We start from the raw sequence: 21,660 nt of genomic DNA on the forward strand, positions 1-21,660 counted from the left end.
AAGAGTTGTGGCACGTGTTTGGTTCGTTCCGGTGCTGGTTCGGTAAGCAGATCGCACTCCGAGTCTCTTCTTTTTTTCCTCTGTCCGGGAACCTGCTTTGCCGCATTGCATGCACAGAACAATAGAAACAGAAGGGCAGGGCGAGGTGTAAAGGGGGAGCATTTTCCTGTTAACAGGTGGGGCCATCTGTTAACCCCGCTCTTTACATGTAAAGGCAGAATGAACACGGGCCATGAAGTTGTAAAGGGGCGAATACATGGTGAAAAGTACGTACTTTCAGGTGGTTATACGCAATGGAACTTTATGGCACGCCATTTGCCTTTGAAGTTGCAAAAAACGGAGTACGCCATGAGTTCATTGTTGCAGAAAGAATTGTACATCAATGGAGTTAGAACTTCAGTTGTATCTTCCCCAAAATCCACTCTGGCCGAGGTGCTTCGCGAACAGCTGCATCTTACGGGAACAAAGGTGGGATGCGGTGAAGGACAATGCGGAGCCTGCTCCGTCATCCTTAATGGAAAGGTCGTCCGCTCGTGCATAACCAAAATGAAGCGGGTTCCTGATAAATCGAACATCACAACCATTGAAGGCATTGGCAAGCCCGGCGACATGCACCCGCTGCAAAAGGCCTGGTCCACCCACGGTGCGGCCCAGTGCGGTTTTTGTTCGCCCGGTTTCATTGTTTCGGCCAAGGGCCTTTTGGATGTCAACGACAGCCCCACCCGTGAAGAAGTACGGGGCTGGTTTCAGGAGCACCGCAACGCCTGCCGGTGTACAGGGTACAAGCCGCTGGTCGATGCGGTCATGGCTGCCGCCGAAGTGATGCGGGGCGACGCTCCCGAGGACAGCCTGGAATTCAAAATGCCCGAAGACGGCCGGATTTGGGGCTCGAAATACCCCCGTCCCACGGCCGAAGCCAAGGTGACCGGCACGCTGGACTACGGCGCGGACCTGGGGCTGAAAATGCCCGAGGATACACTGCACCTGGCTCTGGTACAGGCCGAGGTCCACCACGCCAATATTTTGGGAGTGGATACGTCGAAGGCCGAAGCAATGCCCGGCGTGCATGCCGTGCTCACAGCCAAGGACGTGCAGGGCAAGAACCGCATTTTCGGTCTGGTGCAAAGCCCGTATCACAAGGGCGACGGCTGGGAACGGCCCATCATCAACGACACCAAGGTTTTCCAATACGGCGACGTGGTGGCGGTGGTCTGTGCGGCAACCTATGAGGAAGCCTGCGAAGCGGCCAAGAAGGTCGAAGTACATCTTGAGCCTTTGCCCGCCTACCTGAGTGCTCCGGAAGCCATGGCCGAAGATGCCATTGAAATCCATCCGGGCACGCCCAATGTCTATTTCACCCAGCCGCTCATTAAAGGGGAGAACACCGCTCCCATCTTTGACCGGGACGACGTGGTTGTGGCGGAAGGCAACTTTGTCACCAGCCGACAGCCGCATATGCCCATCGAACCGGACGTGGCCTTTGCCTATCACGACGAGGACGGGCTGCTGCATATCCACAGCAAGTCCATTGCCGTCCACCTGCATGGCTTCATGATTGCCGAAGGGCTGGGGCTGACTCCCGACAAGATAGCGATTGCCTCCAACCCCATGGGCGGCACCTTCGGGTACAAGTTGAGTCCCACTTCCGAAGCCCTGGTGGGCGCCGCGGTCATGGCCACCGGCCATCCCTGTCTGCTGCGCTACAACTACCGCCAGCAGATGATCTATACGGGCAAGCGTTCGCCGTTCCACATCAGCGCGCGCATGGCTGCGGACAAGAAAACAGGCCGCATCCTGGCCCTGGAACACGACTACTCCGTGGACCACGGCCCCTATTGCGAAATGGGCAGCGTGCTGACAGGCCGCGGAATCCAGTTCATTGGTGCCGGGTACGACATCCCGAGCATCCGGGGCATGGGCCGCACCGTCTGCACCAACCATGCCTGGGGCGCGGCGTTCCGCGGCTTCGGTGGGGTGCAGTCCGTATTTGCCGGGGAAACCCTGGTGGACGAATTGGCCTACTCGCTGGGAGTGGACCCGTTGGAATTCAGGTACATCAACTGCTACCGCGAAGGCTCCACAACGCCCACCGGAGCAACGCCCGACGTTATTGCCCTGCCGCAGCTTCTGGACGCGCTCCGGCCCCGCTACAAGGAAGCCTGCAAGCGTACTGCCGAGGCCTCGACCGATGAAATCAAAAAGGGCGTGGGCATTGCCGTGGGCGTGTATGGCGCAGGTGCCGACGGCGTGGATACGGCTGAAGTTTTCATCCAGTACGATCCGGACAACGGCGTAACCCTTGGCTGCTCCTGGGAAGACCATGGGCAGGGGGCCGACATCGGCGCAGTGGGCACCACCCACGAAGCCTTGCTCCCCATGAAGATTCCGGCAGACAAGATCCGTTTCAGCTGGCCGGATTCCGCCAAACAGCCGCCCGCAGGTCCCGCTGGTGCGTCGCGTTCCCAGGTGGTTGTGGGCAATGCACTCAAGGCAGCCTGCAAGGCCATGCTGGATACCCTGAAAAAGCCCGACGGAACCTATATGACCTATGATGAGGCCATGGCTGCTGAAAAACCCACCCGGTTCGACGGCACCTACTCCTCCCCCGGCAGCGTCTGTGATCCGGAAACCGGGCTGGGAGAGCCTTTCGTCAACTGCATGTACACTATCTACATGGCCGAGGTTTCGGTGGAAATCGCCACTGGCAAGGTCAAGGTGGACAAGATGTCCTGCGTTGCCGACCTGGGTTCCATCAACAACCGCCTGGCAGTGGACGGCCAGATATACGGCTGCATCGCGCAGGGCATAGGCCTGGCCCTGAGCGAGGATTTCGAAGACGTGAAAAAACACTCCACCATGATCGGCGGGGGCTTTCCCTACATTGAAAGCATACCGGACGACATAGAGATTGAATACTTTGAAAACAACCTGCGTGACCATGGCCCCTTTGGGGCATCGGGAGCCGGTGAAGGCCCCATGGTCAATCCCCACATGTCTGTCCTCAATGCCATCCGCAATGCCTGCGGGGCCCGGATATACAGATTACCGGCAATTCCCGAGAGAGTGCTGGAGGCTTTGGGAGAAGTGCAATAATGCGCGGGGGCTCCGTCTGCGGGCGGAGCCCTGCCGCAGAACACATGGTTTTGGTTGGCGCCCTTCAAGCTTACGTAATCTTTTAAAGAAACGAGGCGAGCTATGATTACTGCGTTCCAAATGGCAAACATGATCTTTACCGGAGCAGGCGCACTGGAAAAGCTTCCCGAAACAATCAAGACGCAGGGATTGAAAAAGCCCCTTATTGTGACCGACATCGGGATTGTCAAAGCGGGGCTGTGCAAAAAGGTCGAACAGATCCTTGAAGATTCGGGCATTCCGTATGCGCTCTACACCGAAACTGTTGCCAACCCCAACGAGAAGAATGCGACGGATTCCTTTGCTCTGTATACAAAGGAAGGGTGCGACTGTCTTATAGGGCTTGGCGGCGGAAGTTCCATGGATGCAGCCAAGGCATGCGGAGTTTTAGCTACCAGCGGCGGCACCATAGACCAATACCGTGGCATGGGCATGCTCAAGGCTCCGCTGCCGTTCTACATCGCCATTCCCACCACGGCGGGTACCGGCTCCGAATCCACCTGTGCCTGCGTCATCACCAACACCCAGGAAGATCACCATTGGAAGATGGTTCTTCTGGACGGTCGTCTGCTGCCCGACGTGGCGATCATCGATCCGCTCCTCATGACCGGACTGCCCGCAGCCATCACTGCCTCCACAGGCATGGATGCCATGACCCACGCCATAGAGGCCTACATCTCCATAGGCGCCATGGAATACAGCAACGCCATGGCCCTTGGCGCCATCAAGCTCATCTTCAAGTATCTGCGCAGGGCCGTGGGCAACGGCAATGATGTCGAGGCTCGGGAAAAAATGGCTTATGCCCAGACCATGGCCGGAATTGCCTTCAGTAATGCAGGATTGGGTCTCGTCCATTCCATGGCCCACCCCTTGAGCGCGTTCTATAATTTCCCGCATGGTTTCGCCAATGCGGTCTGCCTGCCCACGGTGCTCAATTACAACAAGATCGTCTGCCGCGCGAAGATGACGGATATTGCCAGAGCCAGCGGGCTGACCGACCTTGGGACCTTCCCGGAAGATGCCGTGTGCCAGGCGGTCCAGCGCCTTAACGACGATGTGGGCATTCCCAGAACCATCACGGAAGTGGCGGCCATGGTGGGAGCAACCGTCGATGCCAAGGATATCGAAGCCCTGTCGCAAGATGCCCTGAACGAAGTTTCCACCCCTACAACTCCAAGAATACCAACCCTGAAGGAAGTCATCGGGCTGTATAACAGCTGCTGGTAACCGTCGGAACTCCATCCCACTCTCGGGGACGGATCATTCGTGGTCCGTCCCCGTACGCTGTGTACGGCGGGAGCTGCCCGGCATTGTTTTGCCGAAGGATATCTTGATCATGGAATTCGTCGTCTTTACGGGGGCGGCCATCATCTCATCCGGATTCGTCATGTTGCCGAGAGCGTTGTAGTGGGGCTTTGTTTTCAAAAAGACCATCCCCTTTTCCGGATTCCTGTACATACCATCACCTTTCTGCTTCCTCCCGAAGTGAGGGTGCTGTTCGCCGCAGCCTCAAGAGTGCCCCTGCTGCCGTCTGGGAATTTTGGAAAAGACCCTTTCATGCCGCGGCCCTGAAGTTCATTTTTATGCCGCGGCCCCGAATGAACTTCGGGGCCGCGGCTTATGTTTATTTTAGCGTATATGCTAATAATATCAGCTAGATCCCCATGTGAATTTTAGGACTTACCTTGCCGACGCTCTCCTCTCGTCGTACACTCAACAGAATATCAAAGGCGATTTTATGCCATCTTCGAGCGATGCGATCGTTCAATTGGGTGGGCTGCTTCAAAAAGGTGCACGAACAACTCCATTGCGCCCTGTCGGCAGCCAATTCTGCAGCTACTCTGACAATCCGGTAGGAGTGAAGTATGTCCTCTTCCGCCTCCGCACGCGACAGCAGACCCGTTGAAAAGTTACAGGAAGACTGTCCAGATGGTTGCGCTGGTCTGGACGCGACCGAATTCTACAGCGACTTTTCCGTCCCTGGTACCTCCCACTCGCTGTTCTGGAAAAAAATCTACGATGAACGCAGGCAATTTCACAGGGGAGAGCCTGCCCAGTTCACGGCCATCAGGCCCCACATTCTCCGTTCGTGGAAACGCTCTCGCGCTGCCAAAGCACCGTATCGCGGGCTGCCTTCGGTTCGCCTGGGGAGCGCGGATCTGGAACGGATTATCGACCAGAACGAATTTTTCCTTTCCACGGCAAAGCCCATCATGGAAGAGCTGCTGGACAACATCCATCCCACAAGCAACTGTATAATTTTGACGGACACCAATGGTGTGTACCTGCACACCCTGGGTGACGACATGGGGGCCGGGCGCAGGGCAAGCAGCCCTTTGCGGGGGCTGGTAGGCAGCGAAAACATAGAGGGCACCACTGCCATGGGCCTTTGCCTGGCAGAAAAGGCGTCCACCTGTGTTTTGGGCTGTGAACATTACAACCCGTATTTCGACAGCTGGTCCTGTGCTGCCGCGCCGGTGTTCGACTTTGAAGGCAATCTGGTCGGAAGCCTTTCCATGACCATGGAGCGCGACAGCTTCAACCACCACACCTTCGGGCTGATCATTTCCGCAGCCAAGGCGGTTACGGAGCAGATGCGCCTGCGCCATCTGCTCCGTGAGACGCGGACCATAATGGATCTTCTCGGCGAAGCCGTGGTGGTGCTGGATGCCGCAGACCGCGTGCGGGTGATGAACCACTATGCCAGGCGCATGTTTCATTGCGCAGAGGATGTGGCGGGAAAACCATTTGCGGACTTTGCCGACGTGGTGGGGGAGGATGATCTTTTCGAGTCCGAGCAAATAGTCAAGGACAGCGAATGCTCCCTGCGGCTGGCGGACGGCACGGCCCTGCAATGCGTTTATTCTTCTTCCCCGCTTCCGGAAGGGGGCATCTGCCTGACGCTTCGGGAAAGCCGCCGTGTGCACAAGCTGACCAACCGGATTACGCGGGCCAAGGCCGTGTACAATTTCAACGACATTTTGGGTGAGTCCCGGAGTATGCACAAGGCGCTGAAAATGGCGCACAAGGCCAGCGAAAACTCCATGACCACCCTTATTTTGGGGCAGAGCGGCGTGGGCAAGGAACTGTTTGCCCAGGCCATTCACAACGCCAGCGACCGGCGCGACCAGCCCTTTATTGTCATCAACTGTGGCACCATCCCGCGCGATTTGGTGCAGAGCGAACTTTTTGGATACGAGGCGGGGGCGTTTACCGGGGCTTCGCGCCAGGGCGCACCCGGCAAGTTCGAGCTGGCCGACGGGGGCACTCTTTTTCTCGACGAAATCGGCGACATGCCTTTGGTTGCACAGGTCAATCTGCTGCGGGTGTTGCAGGAAGGGGAAGTGACGCGCGTTGGGGGCAAGCGTTCGCGGCAGGTGAATGTGCGGGTTATCGCGGCCACACACCGCAACCTTACACAGGCGGTGCAAAACGGCACATTCCGCAACGACCTGTTCTACCGGCTCAATGTGCTGGTTATTAATGTACCGCCGTTGAATTACCGCCGTGGGGACGTCCGACTGCTGGCCAATTTTTTCCTGCAAAAGATTACTCCCACACTGGGCAAGAGGCTGGATGGGTTCAGCCCTGGCGCCATGCACTGTCTGGAAGCCTACAACTGGCCGGGGAATGTGCGGGAACTGGAAAATCTGGTGGAGCGCACAGCCGTGATGGCCGACGGGCCTCTTATTCGTCGGGATGATTTGCCGTCGGAAATTTGGATGGCCTCGTCGGGGGAAAATTTGGGCGAAGATTTGGGGGAACCGTTTGGGAAGCCTGTGGGTTCGGCGGTTCACGAGCCTTTTTGTGGACCGGTTTGTGGGGCGGATCTGGAGCCAGCTGCCGGGCTGTTCGCCCCGCAGGTCGAAACCGCCACACAGCCCGACATCCAGCCCGGCGGGCTGTGGGAAAGCAGGACGGAACCTTTGGAGGAGTCCAACCACAGCAGGGAGAGAAGGCGCATTATCCGGGCCTTGCATGCATCGAGCGGAAACGTCAGTGCAGCGGCAAAGGAGGTGGGAGTTTCCCGCGTTACCTTTTATGCGCACCTCAGGCGGCACGGTTTGTCGCTGGATTCCTTTCGCGAGGAATAATTTCTCGGAAGCGTTCAGCCGACTTTGGCCAGTGCGCTACCCCTTTTGCAAGGCGGCCACGGCCTTGGCCAGATGGTCATGCCAGATGTCGCGGAAGGCCTTGTGTTCCAAAGATCCGGTGGTGACGGGCATGACCTCCAACCCCATGGAGGAAAGGACCTGTTTCCAGGCCTGGGCCTTGTCGCCGAACATGTCCACCTGCACGTGATGGCCGGGCAGACACATGAAGGGCACCAAAAAAACGCGCTGCACGCCCTTGTCGAGGAACCGCTGTCCTATTTCCGCCGGACCGTTCCTGTCCATGAGCGTACCCATGGCGATGTTGGGTGCGGTCCGCATCAGCAGATTTTCCAATGCCAGATAAAATGCATGGCCCTGGTGATAGGTGCCGTGTCCCACCAGGATGATTCCGTCGTTCGCCTCTGTCTTGGGCAGTAGGCTGTGCATGATGATTTGGGCGGTGCGTTCCATGTCTGCCATGGTCTGCATGAGCGGCGCGCCAATGGTCACTTTGGTCAGCCCCTTGCGTGGGTGGACCATGGCCTTTGCCTGCTGCACGGTCCATTCGTATTCCACGCCCGGTACGGTGTGCACGGACTGTACTGCCACATGGCTGAATCCGTCGTCGACCATCTGCGAGAGGGCTTCGGCTACGGACAGGTGTTCCATGCCTCGCGCACGAAGTTTGGCCCGTATGCGGTTGGCCGTGAAGGCCCAGCGAACGTCCATGTCCGGGTAGGCTGCCCGGACTTCTTCTTCGAACAGATCATAATATTTGTGGGTGTGCGGCAGTGCGCAGCCAAAGGCCGAGAGCAGGATGCCGTGTTTGCCGGTGCGGGGTTTGGGGACGCCGCCGTGGTGATGATGGTGGGAATGATGACAATGTTCGTTATGCTGATTGTCGTGATCGTCGTGACCGTGGTGATCATCGTGCTCGATGTGGTCATGGTGGTCACGGTGAGCATCGTGATCGTGGTGATCAGGGGCATTCCCGTTATGGTGATGCTGGTGCCCGTGGTGGTGTTCTTCATGGTCATGGTTATGGTCATGGGCATGACCATGGCAACATGTGCCGCTGGCTGCATCGTGCGCACTATGTTCTTTGGGAGCGGCTTTTTTCCGGGGCTTGTGGGGTACTTGGGGCATGGTGTCTCCTTGGGGCAAGCAAAGGGGAATCCCCCAGATTGGTCCAAATGGGCACAGGCCATTACAGGACGTTAGGGAGCAAACAACAATATATTCGAAACTGGTTCGTATATGGCGCGCGGGGCCGTTTGGACCACGCCTGGCGAATTCCGTCTGAAAAGCACTCCCGCTTTTCCTGGCGGAGAAGGTGTTGTTGGCAGGTCTCCTGGCTTGTGAGTCAATGACGATTTCCAGGTCTTCCCGAGTTTTCGGTGACCAATGGCAGGGGAAATTGTCTCTTCGCTTACAGTTGCGGGGGCAGCGCTGGTTTTTCACCAGCTTCCCTGTTTAACCCTACGGGACCAACAAAAAAATGGATATATTGGGGGACATGGAAAGTCAAACCGGGGCGCGCAGGATTTCCAAAAAAGAGTAGGCAGGCTGGGGCGGTTTTTCTATACTACAGAGGTTGATTTTGTGTGTTGCGGTTGTTCAGGTCGTTCATCATACGAGTTAACTCAACCCTCTTCTTTTTCTTATAAACAACGTCATGGAAACTGTCGGACGATCAGAAAGATCGACTCTGTCTCATGTTGTATGAATAATAAACCAGATGGAGATGAAATATGGGCTATACACCAGATGCAAAGACAGCGCTTATTGTGATGGATGTGCAAAAAGGATTGGACGATCCTATTTTTGGAGAAAGAAGCAATCCAAAGGCAGAAGAGAACATCTCTCGTATAATCTCATTTTGGAGGAAGGAAAAACGTTCTGTAATTCACATCCAGCATTGTTCTGTAAATCCAGACTCACCACTTCGCCCAGGCCAACCTGGATTTGAGTTCAAGCCGGAAGCAGAGCCCATTGCAGGGGAGCCAATCTTTCAGAAGTCTGTGCACAGTGCCTTTATTGGTACAGATTTGGAATCGTATCTCCGGTCTGAAAATATTGAAAAAGTCGTTATCATAGGCTTAACAGCAGACCAATGTGTGTCAACAACCACGCGTATGGCGGGGAACCTTGGTTTTGATGTCTTGCTTGTTTCCGACGCCACAGCAACATTCAATAAAATTGGTCCGGATGGCATAGAATATAGTGCTGAAATAATTTTAGCTGTGAATTTATGCAGCTTGCATAAGGAATTTTGCGAAGTCATTACGACCAAGCAGTTATTGAGCGCGTAGCGGCGGCGAATCGATCGTTTCAATCCGACGTTCTTTTTTGCAGCGTTTCGGGATCAGCGCATCTGGACCGGCGAATCTGGACCGGCGAATCTGGACTGGGCGCGAGGAAAGGCGGGCAGGAGAAGGGAATAGGGCAGGAGATGGCAATGATACCCTGTCCCTAAATCGGCAATAGATTGACGTGTTTCTTTTGATACGTCATACCGGGAGCATGCGAAATCGAGCCCTCCTGTTTCTGCTCTGCTGCGTCCTGCTCTGCACCGCCTGCGGCAAGTCCCATTATGCCACGGAACAAGGCGTCGACCTCAACGCGTACAAATACGTTGTGGTGGCCGACCGCAACGACGACCTGATGCTTGCCATGGAATTGGAGCGGATGTTCGGCGGCATGGGGTTCGAAGTGATCAGCGTCTATAGGGCCGATGCCCTGCCCATGAAGGAACGGTCCAAAGTGCTGGTGCTGAATTCGCGTACCATCGCCATGGAGTGGGAGGCGCGGGCCCAGGTAAGGCTGCTGGATTACGTGGACAAGCGTGTGATCTACCGCGGCGAGGCCGAGTACGGCGGCGGCTTTCTGGAGCCGCGCGACCAGGCCGTGGAGGCAGTGCGCAAGGCGCTGGGCGGCGTGTTCGAGCTGTACCAGGGCTATTCGCCCGAGGCCCAGAAAAGCAAGGACCGCCTTCTGGCCGGAGAGTGGGAGAACATAGACCGTTCGCGCCAGGACTTGGAGCGGTATTTCGACGAGCACCTCGGCACTCTGGACAAGGTGGAAGGCATCTGGACATCGTGGGACGATGCCTGCCAGGTGGCGGTCTTTTCCTCTTTTGTACCGGACAAGCGAGACTTTGTGGGGATTGTTCTTTCCTCTGATCTGCCCGCCTGGCAACCCGGCGACGTCATGCTTAATTTCAAGCGTACAGCCTACGACAACGCCTACACCGGCAAAATGGCCTGGGCAGACAAGGCCGTAACTGGCGGTACGTTCATCATCAACAAATATGGCGTGCTGGAATTCCGTTCCACAGATCCCTACTCGGGCCGGGGCACGGCAACCCGGTTCATCCGCATCTACCCGCGTGATTTTGATAATGAAGATGGAACCACCCCTGCCGTGTCGGGCAGCGGCTTTCTGCTGGATGGCTCGGGGATTGTGGTTACCAACAACCATGTGGTGGAGAAAAAGGGCCGGATAAAGGTCCGCTTTTCCACGCTGGATAAAACTTTCACCGCCCGTGTGGCGGCCCGCGACGTGCGCAACGACCTTGCCCTGCTGCGCCTTGAAAATGCCGGACCCGCACTTTCCGGGCTGGGTACCCCGCCGTTCGGCTTTGCCCGCCCAGGAGAAGTCCGGGTGGGGCAGGAGCTTATGACTGCGGGCTTTCCCCTGCCGTCCTCCCTGGGCGGAAGCTGCAAGCTGACAACCGGCGTGGTCAGCGCTCTTTCCGGCCCATCGGACGAACCCAACACCATGCAGGTCACCAACCCCATCCAGCCGGGAAACAGCGGCGGGGCGGCCATCAACCGTCAGGGCAACGTGGTTGGCGTGGTTGTTTCCTCGCTCAATTCCAAGCTCTTTTTGAACCGCCTCGGGGTGGTGCCGCAAAACGTCAACTACTGCGTCAAAGTGGAATACCTGCGGGCCCTGGCGGCCATGGTTCCGGGTGCAACGCAGGCCATGCAGCGGCGGGCCGATTTGTCCGCACTCAGCCTGGAGCAGCTCTTCGACCGGGTGGTTCCCTATATGGTGCAGATTCTGGTCTATACGGGAAAAAACAAAGAGGATGGGCCGCGCATGTCGAATATGCCGCGCATGCCGCGTATGTCCGGGAGCCGGAACAAGGCGGCAATGGAGCCCGATCTGCGCCGCGCCTCGGATCAGCCAGGGCTGGAAAATATTTCCAATGGCGTGGACGTACCCGGCAATCCGGCGGAGAAAAGCCCGCGCGACTCGGAAATCATGGACGGGTTCCCCATCCCGCAGGACGGCGGATTTCAGGAAGGGCGGTCGCTCAGGGCGCCTTCGTTGTTTTAAGGCCGAATTTCTCGAATATTTCGGAAAGTCGGGGCTTGAATATGGTGAGCCAGACCAGGGCGAGGAGCGCGGCGGCTTGCAGCACCACCACAACGCTGTTCATGGTGTGGGCGTGAATGTAGTCGGCATTGCGCAGGGCGCTCAGGCGCATGGTGTCGGAAAGGCGCTCGGCCTGATCCAGCCAGGGCACGAAGTAGACCATGCCGAACAGAATAAAGCCGATGTTCATTATCCATTTGATGATGATCCAGCCGTGGCGGAAAAATCCCCACTTGGTGCCCACCGCAAAGATAATTCCCGTAATCAGACAGCCGAGCGCGCCGGGTGCGACCACGAAGTCGTCGATGATCTTCATGCACAGGTCGCGATAGTGCAGCTCGTCGCCCGTGGTCGGATTGAGGACGAACTGAACCACAACCAGGGCGGTTGCCGCGCCGCCCCATAAGCATGCCGCAAATATGTGGGCGGTTTTCAGCCACTTGAGCGCGTTTCCCTTGAGTTCGACCATGATCGCATCCTTTGGTTGGCGGGGAGGTGGTTAATTCATACACTTTTGCCTATCTCGGGGCCAGCGTTGTAAAGACGGCAGGGCCGAAAATAAACAAAAAATGTCGGTCTCCACTCCCTTTGCAAATGTTGCGGGGCCGGGTACACTGGGCGCATGGACGATCTCTCGCGCTATAAAACCTACAAAATTGGTGAAGCCGCCCGCCTTTTGGGGGTGAAACCGTATGTTTTGAGGTTTTGGGAATCCGAATTCGACCAGATCGACCCCATCCGCAAGGCTTCGGGCCAGCGTGCCTATACGGAAGAGCATTTGCGCATCATCCGGCGCATCCAGTATCTGCTGCACGAAAAAGGGCTGACCATTGAAGGGGCCAAGAAGCAGCTGACCGAGGATAATCGGGCCGGGACAATGCGCGACATCGAGCGCGAACTGCTGAACATGCGCGATATTCTGCTGGGCCGTATTCCCCTGGAAGCTCTGGGCGACACGTCGGGTGATGCGCCGGGTGATGCGGCGGGTGATGTGCCGTGTGATGTGTTGGACGAAGCCGACGACGAGCTGGAGCCAGCCGAGACTCTCCCAGACGAAAATATTTTGGATGAGGATAATCCGGTCGAAAATATTTCTGACGAAGCCACTGAGGAAACCTATTTCTCCGAAGACGAATATGTGGAATCGGAGGCTGGGGACGCCGAGGCCCAGTGGCAGGACGCGACGTACGGCCAAGAAAATATATATGGTATGAAAGAGACCTCCCACACGGACGAGGATTCTCCCGCCCAACCATATTTGTCCGAGAACTCGGAAGCATCTGCTGTCTCCCCGTATCCGCCTGACCCGTCGGGCCCGTCCGATACGCCACCCGCATCCTGCACCAAGACTGCAACAGATTTTATGGGACCGCTCCTGCCCGGCGTCTATCCCCTTGCCTTCAGAAAGCCTGCTCCTGTGGAGTATGATTTCACACCGTCTGCGGAGGTCGAACCTGCAGATGACGATATGGACAATGCCGAGCCATCTCTCGTTCTCTCCGAGCCGTCGGCTCATGCCAAGGCCCAGGAAGCCGAGGCCCCGGAAGTCGAGTCCGGGCCAGCTCAACCCTCTGGACAGGACAAATCGTCCGAAGCCTACCGCTATTCCCTGTCCTTGATCCAACCTCCCGATTAAGCGTATATTGCCCCTCTAAAGTTTTTTGGCCCATGCGTCCGATACGACGAATGGGGATTTTTGCGATTGTGCCCAACCTGTTTCCGGAAACGTGATGGCGAAGATTTTCCGTTATGCAGCAGCTCTGCTGGCCGCCTGCCTGGCGGTAGGTAGTGTTATGGTGCGTCCTGCGGGGCTGGCCATGATGCTGCCGGGAATGCATACGGGCAGTGCCTTTAAAATGGCGGCGGAACACCGTTATCTTGTTGTCTCCCCCGAGGTGCGGGAGGAGCTTGCCATTCCCTTTGAAGGGCCGGTCATGGCCAACGGACCATTGGCCCGCAGCGCCAGGGAGGCATCCGGAGAGACCGGCATCCCCGCAAGGCTTCTGTGGGCCATTGCCATGCACGAAAGCAGCCTGCATGCCTGGACCGTGGGCGTGGCCGGGCGGCCCCATTATTTCCGCGACAGGGAGCAGGCCCGGATGTTTTTGGCCAGCCTGCCGCGCAATGCCAACTTCGATATCGGGCCCATGCAGATCAACAGCTTCTGGGTACGCCGCCTGAACGTGAACGCAACCAGCCTGCTGGACCCCACCACAAACTTCACCATTGCCGCGCGTATTCTGCGCAAGGAATTTCACCGCTACGGCAAAAACTGGAAGGCCCTGGCTGCCTACCATGCCGGTGGAGGGTGCATCACTCCGCGCGGTCGGCAGTATGCCCAAGAGGTCTTGGAACTGTACCAGGGCTTGTAAAAAAAATTGGAACCCCAGTCTGTTTGCGGACGCTGCTAGGCGTCTGTCTGTTTTTTCTTCACCATTCCCATGATTTTTTTGGTCGCCAAAGGAAAAATTCCCAGCAGGGCAAAGGATGCCAGGATGCCGGGAGAAAGAATGCCGGAAAGGGATTCGAGCTGGCCGAGCTGCGCCCCGGCATTGAGGTAGACCACGGTGCCGGGAAGCATGCCCAGCTGGGAGACCCAATAAAATGTGACCAGCCGCATTTTCGTAAGCCCCATTACCAGGTTGATGGCGAAAAACGGTATGGCCGGGATGAGCCGCATGGTGAAAAGATAAAAGGCGCCTTCCTCGGCAATGCCTTTGTCCACGCGGTCCAGCAGATGGCTGAACCGGTTGCGAACAACGTCGCGGAACAGGTAACGGGCCAGCAGGCAGGCCAGGGTTGCGCCTATGGAGCTGGCAAAAGACACTACCAGCAGGGCGGGCCAGAAGCCGAGCAATGCGGCTCCGGCAAGGCTGGCAACCAATGCTCCCGGCAGGTTCAGGGCCACCATGGCGATATAACCGAAAAAATAGGCGGCCAGAACCGCTGCCGTGTGGCTGGCGTACAGCGTTTGAAAGGTCTGCTGCGAGGATTTGATGTATTCAAGGGTCAGGTAGCGGTGCAGCCCCAGGCCGAAGAAAATCGCGGCCAGCGCCAGAACTCCAACGGCCAGGGCGAGTTTGCGTAGTGTTTGCCGCGTCATGTGCTCTTCCTTTTGCTGGTGTCAAAACGTTTGCCGGGCGTACAACGACAAGATATCACAAAAGACGTATGGACACTGCAAGGGATGCCTGATTTGAAATTTACGTGGTAATTACGCATTTTTGAGTTTTCGTGTTTCCTTTGAAGAATGCAAGGAGTCTTTATGGAACGCAACGTATATCTCAAGACTATCCCCATGGAGACAGCACTCCGGCGTCTGAAAGAAGCCTTGGACCGCGAAACCCTGGTAGGTGTTGAAACCCTGCCTTCCCACAAGGCTCTGGACCGGGTCACGGCCGGAGCTGTCTTTGCCCGTTCGTCATCTCCCACCTACCATTCCTCGGCCATGGACGGCATTGCCGTGCGCGCCCGCGAAACATTCGGAGCCCGGGAGGACGAACCGCTGCGGTTGGAAAAGGACAAGGATTTCGTCTGGGTGAATACGGGCAATCCATTGCCGCAGGGGATGGACGCGGTCATCATGGTGGAGAATCTCATAGAGGTGGGCGAAGACCTGGAAATAGAGGCTCCGGCCTTTCCCTGGCAGAACGTGCGCCGCATCGGTGAAGATATCGTGGCTACCGAGCTGATCATACCGCGCCATCGCGTGCTTACCGAATTCGACCTGGCCGCCTTGCTGACCGGGGGAATTTTCGAAGTGGACGTGTACGAGTCCGTGCACATGCGGGTCATTCCCACCGGCGACGAAATTTTGGATTTTACCCTCCATCCGCGGCCCGAACCGGGGCAGGTTATTGAAAGCAACTCCGTCATGCTCTGCGCCATGGCCCAAAAACGCGGCGTGATGGCCGAACGTGTGCCTCCGGTGCCCGACTCTTTGGACGCCATAGAGGCGGCGGTACGCAAGGCTCTGGACGACGGGATACAGGTGGTGGTCATCGGGGCGGGGTCGTCGGCAGGAAGCAAGGATTTTACCCGGGCGGTCATGGAGCGCGTAGGCACAGTGCTGGTGCACGGCGTGGCCGCCATGCCCGGCAAGCCGAGCCTGCTTGGCGTGGCCGAAAACGGAGCCATGCTGGTAGGCGCGCCGGGGTATCCCGTCTCTTCTGTCATCTGCTTTGAAAAGCTGGTTCTGCCCCTGTGCGACTGGCTTGTGCGGCGTTTCGATACCCAGCGCGAAACCCTGCCCGTGGTGCTCACGCGCAGCGTTCCCTCAAAGCTGGGGCGCGAGGAATTTGTGCGGATGGCCGTAGGCCGGACCGGCAACGCCTGGGTGGGCACGCCGCTGGGCCGCGGTGCCGGTATGATTTCCAGCCTTACCAAGGCGCAGGCCATGGCCTGCATTCCCTCCTACAGCGAGGGAGTGGAAGCGGGAAAAACCATCACTGCCGAGCTGCTGGTGCCGCGGCGCATCCTGGAACAGACCCTGGTCTGCGTGGGCAGCCACGACAATACGCTGGACCTGCTGGCCGACGAACTCATGGAGGGAAGGATTCTGGCCGAAGGCGATGATTCCGCCATTTGTCTGGCATCCACACATGTGGGGTCCATGGGCGGCATCATGGCGCTCAAGAACGGCTCCGCCATGTGTGCGGGCGCACATTTGTTTGATCCGGAAAGCGGGGATTTCAACTTTCCGTTTCTCAGAAAATACGTGCCGGAAATGCGGATAGTGGCCGTCAATCTGGCTATCCGCCACCAGGGATTGATCGTGCCCAAGGGCAACCCCAAAAATATCCGGGGCATCCACGACCTCGGCCGGAAAGACATCTGCTTCATCAACCGCCAGCGGGGGGCGGGCACGCGTATCTTGTGCGACTACCACCTGAAGGAGGCGGGTATCGACCCGTCCAAGGTGCAGGGATATGGCAAGGAAGAGTTTACCCATATGGCCGTGGCCGTAAACGTTCTTACCGGCGCGGCAGACTGCGGAATGGGCATCATGGCCGCAGCCAGGGCGTTGGACCTGGACTTTGTGCCGCTGGCCCGCGAACGCTACGATATTCTTATTCCCTGGCAGTATATGGACGATCTTAAAATAAAGGCCCTGATCAACCTGATCCAATCCGAAGAACTGCAGGCCAAGATAGAGGCGCAGGGCGGGTACGAGACCACCCTGACCGGGCAGATCATGCACGAGGGGTATGGCTTGAGGGGAAGCCTGGAAAAATGATTTTCCTGCGCAGCGACCAAGTTACCGCCAGGCCGTGAGTAGGGTTTCCCACACAGAAAAAGCCCCCGCCAGGTTTGTTCCGACGGGGGCTTTTCTTTGTTTACGCTTTTAAAAAAACTAGCCGAAGTTGGCGGCGTAGCGTTTCCAGAATTCGTCCTGGGTATAGCTCTGGCCCTGCGGCTCGCCCTGCTCCACGCAGTAGACTGCGGCCACGGAACCGATCTGGCAGGATTCTTCCAGCGATTTACCCGTCACCAGTCCCTTGATGACACCGGCCCGGAAAGCATCGCCCGCACCTGTGGGGTCTTTGATGACCTCGGCCTTGACCGCGCCGACTTCGGTCTGTCCGTCCCTGGTTATGATGCGGGAACCGTGTTCGCCCACCGTGACGATGAGGTGGTCGGTGAGCTGCAACAGTTCGTCCATGGTCTTGCCCGTGGCCTTCATAACCATTTCCAGCTCGTAGTCGTTGGAAACCATGGCGTAGGCTCCGTCGATGGCAGAGAGCATCTGCTCCGGGCTGAGGACGGGGATCTGCTGGCCCGGATCATAAAAATAGGGAATGCCGAGTTTTTTGTAGCGTTCCGGGTACTCGGTCATGTCGTCCACGTTGCCAGGGGAAACGCAGGCAAAGCTTTTGGCCGCGTCCACGCCGGAAAAGTCGTAGGACGAGGCGTACTTGAGCGCACCGGGGTTGAATCCGGTAATCTGGTTGTTGGTCATATCCGTAAAGATGTAGCAGCCGCCCGTAAATTCGTCATCAATGCGGCAGATGCCGTCCAGGGGCAGGCCCAGTCCGTCGAAGCACTCGGCATACGGGTCGAAGTCCTTGCCGCCTGCCGTGGCAACCACGGTGGGGGCTTCGCCCAGCAGCGCCAAGTTGTAGGCGATGTTTCCGGCTGTGCCGCCGCGCATTTCCTGCAGGCCGTTGACCATGAAGGAAACGTTCAGCGTGTGGATCTTGTCCGGCAGAATGTGGTCCTGAAATTTGCCGGGAAAAGACATGATCCGGTCGTAGCAAAGGGAACCGGTGAGAAAAATGCCCATCTAAAAATTGCCTCCATCAATCACTTCCTCGACCCACGCGGCGTATTCCGGGTTGACCTTCAAAATAGGCTCGGCCGTGACAGCGGGCAGGTCGTAGGGGTGTATTTCTTTGATATCATTGATGATATGACGGACAGCACGCATAAGGGTCTTGCAGATCAGCAGAACTTCGGTCTCTTCTTTTATTTCGCCTTCCCAGTGGTACAGGGAGGTTGCGTTTTCCACGATATTGACGCAGGCCACGTAACGTTTTTCCAGCAGAAAACGGGCGATGCGTTTTCCTTCTTCAATGTTCGGGGCGGGAATGTAGATGGATGCCAGAGCCATGGTGTACCTCCGCGCAGTGTTAGAAGTCCGTCGAAAGCTGTCTCCGCGGACCGTGTCGTCCGCCAGGGGATTGTCCAACGCAAGCTTGAACGCCGCAAATACACGGATAGCGGCGTGGTTGTCGAAAGAATGTTCTGTATCGCATGGGCGCGCCATACACAAGGTGCCAAAGACAAGGCGCAAAACACAAGGGCAAGGCACAAAGGCATGGCACAAAGGCAAGGCACGGAAGCATCGGAACAAGTGGGGATATTTCCCTGCGGTTGACGGGCGGCCGCATCTGGGGAAAAACTGTTGCCGCAACATCAACTCTTGCCGGAGAAATCCATGAACATACGGGATCATGCCAGGACAATACACCAGGCCCTGCACGCGGCGTACGAAGTGGGCCCGGCTTTCTTGAATTTCCGCACCCCGTGGGAGCTGCTGCTTGCCACGGTGCTTTCGGCCCAGTGTACGGACGAACGGGTCAACAAGGTTACCCCGAACGTGTTCGAGCGGTGGCCCGGACCGGGCGAACTGATGCATGCCTCCCAGGAAGATCTGGAAGCGGTTATTCGTTCCACGGGATTTTTTCGGAACAAGGCTAAAAATTTGCGCAACGCCGCGCGCATGGTGATGGAAGAATACGGCGGTGAAGTGCCGCGCACCATGGAGGATCTGCTCCGGCTGCCCGGCGTGGCCCGCAAAACCGCAAACATCGTGCTTTCCCAGGCCTACGGCATTGTGGACGGCATTGCCGTGGACACGCACGTCAAACGGCTGTCCATGCGTCTGGGGCTGACCGAATCCGACAAGCCCGAGCGCATCGAAAAAGACCTGTGCGAAGCCTTTGACAAAAGCGTCTGGGGCGATATGAACCACCTGCTCATAAAGCACGGACGCACCGTGTGTATAGCCCGCAAGCCCCATTGTTCGCAGTGCATGCTGGCTGCGGAGTGCCCGAAAAAAGGGGTGAAAAGCGCGGCGTAGAAAGGTATGTTGCCGGACTGTTTCGACCTGTCCCAAACGCTATGAAACGCGAGAGTTGAGGCAGGAGGGGAAAACAACCAGCCAGATTGATTACAACATTCAATCTGACAGGCTGCCCAAAAAGGTGCGAGAGCCAAAAATTCACCGTTGTGAAAAAGACTCAAGGCTGACGGGTATTTTCCGATACGCGCGGGATCGAGTCTTTTGAAGCAACAAAGCTATCGTGCCTTTGTCGGCAGCCTGAGCGGGCACTGCCCGCCGGAGATACTATTATATGGACAAACTCGTTATCCGGGGCAACGGCCCGCTGCATGGTAAAATCTGCATCAGCGGTGCCAAGAACGCGGCTCTGCCCATTCTCATGGCCTGCATCATGCCCAATGGCCCCATTGAACTGACAAACGTGCCCAAACTGGCGGACATCAATACTTCCTGCAAGCTGCTCAATATTCTGGGCTGCGAAACAACGTTTGAAAACGGTACGGTGCGCATAGAATGCGGCCAGCGCAACCACGAGGCCCCCTACGATCTGGTGCGTACCATGCGCGCCTCGGTCCTGTGCCTTGGTCCGCTGCTGGCGACTCTGGGCGAGGCCAAGGTTGCCCTGCCCGGCGGCTGCGCCATTGGCGCGCGCCCGGTGGACCTGCACCTGAAGGGGCTGGAAGCCCTGGGCGCAACCTTCGAGCTGACCGAAGGCTACATAGAAGGCCGCTGCGACGGACTCAAAGGCGCGCACATCACCTTCGACTTCCCCTCGGTGGGGGCCACAGAGCATATCCTCATGGCCGCAAGTCTGGCCGAAGGGGAGAGCATTCTGGAAAACTGCGCGCGCGAACCGGAAGTGACCGACCTTGCCAACTTCCTCAATGCCTGCGGAGCAAAGATTTCCGGCATGGGCACCAGCATTCTGACGGTTCAGGGCGTGCCCGAGCTGAAGGGCTGCAAATACAAGGTGATGGCCGACCGCATCGAGGCCGGAACCTACATGGTGGCCGCCGCCATTACGGATGGCGAATTGTTTCTGGAAGACTGCCCTTTCCACGAGATGGACGCCGTGGCCTACAAGCTGCGGGAAATGGGCGTGTGGATTCACGAAAAGCCCACGGGTGTATTGGTGCGGCGCGGCACCGAGCTGGTGGGCGTGGATGTGAACACCCGGCCCCATCCGGGCTATCCCACGGACATGCAGGCCCAGATTACGGCCCTGATGTGTCTGGCAAAGGGCGCCAGCACCGTGGAGGAAAATATTTTCGAAAACCGTTTCATGCACGTCATGGAGATGGTGCGCATGGGCGCGGATATCCGCATCAAGGGCCGCACGGCCATGATTCGCGGGGTGGATCGGCTCATGGGCGCGCCGGTCATGGCTTCGGACCTGCGGGCCAGCGCCTCCCTGGTGCTGGCGGGACTGGCTGCCAAGGGCACCACAGAGGTCCGGCGCATCTACCACCTGGACCGGGGCTACGAAAACATCGAGCAAAAACTCAATGGCGCGGGAGCCGACATCCGGCGCGAGAAGCAATAGCCTCTCGGCTGAGAGGAGCACGGTGGGCGTAACGCCCGAAGCATTTGAAAAGCCCCGCTTTCTTTTGGGAAGCGGGGCTTTTTCTGTCTGCCACCCGGTGTGGCTAAATTTTTTTCAGCTCAATACGCACGTCGCTGCCGTCGATTGTCAACACGGCATAGCCGCCCGAGGCCAGCATGCCCGGATTGACCGTGGGCGTCTGCCCTATGGTTTCAAAGGCGCGGGCTTCGTGGATATGGCCGGTAAGGCAGGCGGCAGGGTGGTGCGACTCGATGAACGTCCGTACGCCGGGGCTGCCCACGTGCACGCCTTCCTTGATGCGGTCCAGCTTGGAGTTGGCAGGCGGCGTGTGCACCACAAGCACAAAGGCCTTGTAGTCCTGCACCAGCTTGTAGGTGTCTTCCAGCCAGCCGAAGATCTTTTCTTCCGGGGCTTCGCTGGGCGTGTTGAACGGGGTGGGGGTGGAATAGCCCACGCCCATGACCGCCACTTCCGGGGTCAGCTCATGCACCCGGCGGTGCAGGTTTATGCCGGCTTCTTCCAGCCATTGTGTACAATTTTCATGGTCCATGTTGCCTATCTGGGCCAGCACATTGGGATTGATGGCGCGTATGGAATCGATGATTTTGCCCACTTTGGCCGGATTGCCGCAGTTGGTCATGTCGCCGCTGACGAGAATACCGTCCGCCTCGCGTACGCCGGGGATGGAAGCAAGATTGGCCGTGTTCTCGTGAATGTCGCCGATGCCGATATATGTCGTCGTCATTGGATACCTTCCTTGTCTGCATAACCCTACATGTCCCTACGTGTTCGGCCGCAGTATCAGGACCGAGCGTGTCCGTTTGACCGTAGCAGGGGGGCGGAAGCGCCGCAACCATATGGTGGCTTCGGTTTTCTTGGCAACGATGATGGTAATTGCCCGAAACATGAGATAAGATGCGTCC

At 57.6% G+C, this 21,660-nt stretch carries 18 protein-coding genes and 1 riboswitch; of the genes, 10 read left to right on the forward strand and 8 right to left on the reverse strand.

Going from position 1 to position 21,660, the window contains the following annotated elements:
* The first annotated feature begins 348 nt into the window (after positions 1-348).
* Both ACI0FJ_RS17930 and ACI0FJ_RS17935 read left to right on the forward strand, forming a co-directional pair.
* Positions 349-3,093 (forward strand): molybdopterin-dependent aldehyde oxidoreductase, encoded by a 2,745-nt coding sequence (locus tag ACI0FJ_RS17930; protein WP_424305668.1) that lies wholly within the window; start codon positions 349-351, stop codon positions 3,091-3,093.
* A 102-nt stretch (positions 3,094-3,195) separates the two neighbouring features.
* Entirely contained in the window at positions 3,196-4,359 is a 1,164-nt protein-coding gene (locus tag ACI0FJ_RS17935; protein ID WP_424305670.1) for an iron-containing alcohol dehydrogenase, read from the forward strand.
* Between the two features lie 33 nt (positions 4,360-4,392).
* On the opposite strand, the gene ACI0FJ_RS17940 is transcribed toward ACI0FJ_RS17935, so the two are convergent.
* On the reverse strand, positions 4,393-4,590 hold the full coding sequence (locus tag ACI0FJ_RS17940) for a hypothetical protein (RefSeq protein WP_424305672.1): 198 nt from the start codon (positions 4,588-4,590) through the stop codon (positions 4,393-4,395).
* A 407-nt stretch (positions 4,591-4,997) separates the two neighbouring features.
* Between ACI0FJ_RS17940 and ACI0FJ_RS17945 the strand changes: the two genes are divergently transcribed.
* On the forward strand, positions 4,998-7,226 hold the full coding sequence (locus tag ACI0FJ_RS17945; protein ID WP_424305674.1) for a sigma-54-dependent Fis family transcriptional regulator: 2,229 nt from the start codon (positions 4,998-5,000) through the stop codon (positions 7,224-7,226).
* Positions 7,227-7,262: 36 nt separating this feature from the next.
* Here the strand turns inward: ACI0FJ_RS17945 and ACI0FJ_RS17950 are convergent, their stop codons facing one another.
* Positions 7,263-8,372 carry a sirohydrochlorin cobaltochelatase gene (locus ACI0FJ_RS17950; protein WP_424305676.1) on the reverse strand — a complete coding sequence of 370 codons (1,110 nt, stop codon included), beginning with the start codon at positions 8,370-8,372 and terminating at the stop codon, positions 7,263-7,265.
* A gap of 178 nt (positions 8,373-8,550) precedes the next feature.
* Positions 8,551-8,733: riboswitch (cobalamin riboswitch) on the reverse strand.
* A 244-nt stretch (positions 8,734-8,977) separates the two neighbouring features.
* Here ACI0FJ_RS17950 and ACI0FJ_RS17955 point away from each other — a divergent pair.
* Positions 8,978-9,538 (forward strand): cysteine hydrolase family protein, encoded by a 561-nt coding sequence (locus tag ACI0FJ_RS17955; protein ID WP_424305678.1) that lies wholly within the window; start codon positions 8,978-8,980, stop codon positions 9,536-9,538.
* A 211-nt stretch (positions 9,539-9,749) separates the two neighbouring features.
* Positions 9,750-11,570 carry a S1C family serine protease gene (locus ACI0FJ_RS17960; RefSeq protein ID WP_424305680.1) on the forward strand — a complete coding sequence of 607 codons (1,821 nt, stop codon included), beginning with the start codon at positions 9,750-9,752 and terminating at the stop codon, positions 11,568-11,570.
* Here the strand turns inward: ACI0FJ_RS17960 and ACI0FJ_RS17965 are convergent.
* Positions 11,548-12,078 (reverse strand): DUF2269 family protein, encoded by a 531-nt coding sequence (locus tag ACI0FJ_RS17965; RefSeq protein WP_424305682.1) that lies wholly within the window; start codon positions 12,076-12,078, stop codon positions 11,548-11,550. The two genes, ACI0FJ_RS17960 and ACI0FJ_RS17965, sit on opposite strands and share 23 nt — an antisense overlap.
* A gap of 153 nt (positions 12,079-12,231) precedes the next feature.
* Between ACI0FJ_RS17965 and ACI0FJ_RS17970 the strand changes: the two genes are divergently transcribed.
* Positions 12,232-13,245 carry a MerR family transcriptional regulator gene (locus tag ACI0FJ_RS17970; protein ID WP_424305684.1) on the forward strand — a complete coding sequence of 338 codons (1,014 nt, stop codon included), beginning with the start codon at positions 12,232-12,234 and terminating at the stop codon, positions 13,243-13,245.
* 94 nt (positions 13,246-13,339) lie between these two features.
* Positions 13,340-13,981, forward strand: coding sequence for a lytic transglycosylase domain-containing protein (locus ACI0FJ_RS17975; RefSeq protein WP_424305686.1), 642 nt, complete (start codon positions 13,340-13,342; stop codon positions 13,979-13,981).
* A 35-nt stretch (positions 13,982-14,016) separates the two neighbouring features.
* On the opposite strand, the gene ACI0FJ_RS17980 is transcribed toward ACI0FJ_RS17975, so the two are convergent.
* Positions 14,017-14,712: a TVP38/TMEM64 family protein gene (locus tag ACI0FJ_RS17980; protein WP_424305688.1), complete on the reverse strand. Its 696-nt coding sequence runs from the start codon at positions 14,710-14,712 to the stop codon at positions 14,017-14,019.
* Between the two features lie 162 nt (positions 14,713-14,874).
* Between ACI0FJ_RS17980 and ACI0FJ_RS17985 the strand changes: the two genes are divergently transcribed.
* Positions 14,875-16,845 (forward strand): molybdopterin biosynthesis protein, encoded by a 1,971-nt coding sequence (locus ACI0FJ_RS17985; protein ID WP_424305690.1) that lies wholly within the window; start codon positions 14,875-14,877, stop codon positions 16,843-16,845.
* A gap of 117 nt (positions 16,846-16,962) precedes the next feature.
* Here ACI0FJ_RS17985 and ACI0FJ_RS17990 read toward each other — a convergent pair whose 3' ends face one another.
* Positions 16,963-17,892, reverse strand: coding sequence for a carbohydrate kinase family protein (locus tag ACI0FJ_RS17990; RefSeq protein WP_424305692.1), 930 nt, complete (start codon positions 17,890-17,892; stop codon positions 16,963-16,965).
* A complete protein-coding gene (gene cutA / locus ACI0FJ_RS17995; RefSeq protein WP_424305694.1) occupies positions 17,893-18,219 on the reverse strand; it encodes a divalent-cation tolerance protein CutA in 327 nt (108 codons plus the stop codon). It lies immediately after the preceding gene.
* Between the two features lie 327 nt (positions 18,220-18,546).
* Between cutA and nth the strand changes: the two genes are divergently transcribed.
* The gene (gene nth, locus ACI0FJ_RS18000) at positions 18,547-19,191 is read left to right on the forward strand and encodes an endonuclease III (protein ID WP_424305696.1); all 645 of its coding nucleotides are present in this window, start codon (positions 18,547-18,549) and stop codon (positions 19,189-19,191) included.
* 274 nt (positions 19,192-19,465) lie between these two features.
* Entirely contained in the window at positions 19,466-20,716 is a 1,251-nt protein-coding gene (gene murA, locus ACI0FJ_RS18005) for a UDP-N-acetylglucosamine 1-carboxyvinyltransferase (protein ID WP_424305698.1), read from the forward strand.
* Positions 20,717-20,819: 103 nt separating this feature from the next.
* Here the strand turns inward: murA and ACI0FJ_RS18010 are convergent, their stop codons facing one another.
* Both ACI0FJ_RS18010 and ACI0FJ_RS18015 read right to left on the reverse strand, forming a co-directional pair.
* Positions 20,820-21,482, reverse strand: a complete 663-nt coding sequence (locus ACI0FJ_RS18010) for a metallophosphoesterase family protein (RefSeq protein WP_424305700.1) — start codon at positions 21,480-21,482, stop codon at positions 20,820-20,822.
* 36 nt (positions 21,483-21,518) lie between these two features.
* Complete coding sequence (locus ACI0FJ_RS18015; protein WP_424305701.1) at positions 21,519-21,644, reverse strand: hypothetical protein; 126 nt, start codon at positions 21,642-21,644, stop codon at positions 21,519-21,521.
* Between the last annotated feature and the right edge of the window lie 16 nt (positions 21,645-21,660).

Source organism: Desulfovibrio sp. 7SRBS1 (genome assembly GCF_049723905.1).
Taxonomy (GTDB): domain Bacteria; phylum Desulfobacterota; class Desulfovibrionia; order Desulfovibrionales; family Desulfovibrionaceae.

Coding starts and splice junctions, on each gene's coding strand:
- ACI0FJ_RS17930 (WP_424305668.1), top strand. CDS start 349: ATGAGTTCATTGTTGCAGAAAGAATTGTACATCAATGGAGTTAGAACT.
- ACI0FJ_RS17935 (WP_424305670.1), top strand. CDS start 3,196: ATGATTACTGCGTTCCAAATGGCAAACATGATCTTTACCGGAGCAGGC.
- ACI0FJ_RS17940 (WP_424305672.1), bottom strand. CDS start 4,590: ATGTACAGGAATCCGGAAAAGGGGATGGTCTTTTTGAAAACAAAGCCC.
- ACI0FJ_RS17945 (WP_424305674.1), top strand. CDS start 4,998: ATGTCCTCTTCCGCCTCCGCACGCGACAGCAGACCCGTTGAAAAGTTA.
- ACI0FJ_RS17950 (WP_424305676.1), bottom strand. CDS start 8,372: ATGCCCCAAGTACCCCACAAGCCCCGGAAAAAAGCCGCTCCCAAAGAA.
- ACI0FJ_RS17955 (WP_424305678.1), top strand. CDS start 8,978: ATGGGCTATACACCAGATGCAAAGACAGCGCTTATTGTGATGGATGTG.
- ACI0FJ_RS17960 (WP_424305680.1), top strand. CDS start 9,750: ATGCGAAATCGAGCCCTCCTGTTTCTGCTCTGCTGCGTCCTGCTCTGC.
- ACI0FJ_RS17965 (WP_424305682.1), bottom strand. CDS start 12,078: ATGGTCGAACTCAAGGGAAACGCGCTCAAGTGGCTGAAAACCGCCCAC.
- ACI0FJ_RS17970 (WP_424305684.1), top strand. CDS start 12,232: ATGGACGATCTCTCGCGCTATAAAACCTACAAAATTGGTGAAGCCGCC.
- ACI0FJ_RS17975 (WP_424305686.1), top strand. CDS start 13,340: ATGGCGAAGATTTTCCGTTATGCAGCAGCTCTGCTGGCCGCCTGCCTG.
- ACI0FJ_RS17980 (WP_424305688.1), bottom strand. CDS start 14,712: ATGACGCGGCAAACACTACGCAAACTCGCCCTGGCCGTTGGAGTTCTG.
- ACI0FJ_RS17985 (WP_424305690.1), top strand. CDS start 14,875: ATGGAACGCAACGTATATCTCAAGACTATCCCCATGGAGACAGCACTC.
- ACI0FJ_RS17990 (WP_424305692.1), bottom strand. CDS start 17,892: ATGGGCATTTTTCTCACCGGTTCCCTTTGCTACGACCGGATCATGTCT.
- cutA (WP_424305694.1), bottom strand. CDS start 18,219: ATGGCTCTGGCATCCATCTACATTCCCGCCCCGAACATTGAAGAAGGA.
- nth (WP_424305696.1), top strand. CDS start 18,547: ATGAACATACGGGATCATGCCAGGACAATACACCAGGCCCTGCACGCG.
- murA (WP_424305698.1), top strand. CDS start 19,466: ATGGACAAACTCGTTATCCGGGGCAACGGCCCGCTGCATGGTAAAATC.
- ACI0FJ_RS18010 (WP_424305700.1), bottom strand. CDS start 21,482: ATGACGACGACATATATCGGCATCGGCGACATTCACGAGAACACGGCC.
- ACI0FJ_RS18015 (WP_424305701.1), bottom strand. CDS start 21,644: ATGTTTCGGGCAATTACCATCATCGTTGCCAAGAAAACCGAAGCCACC.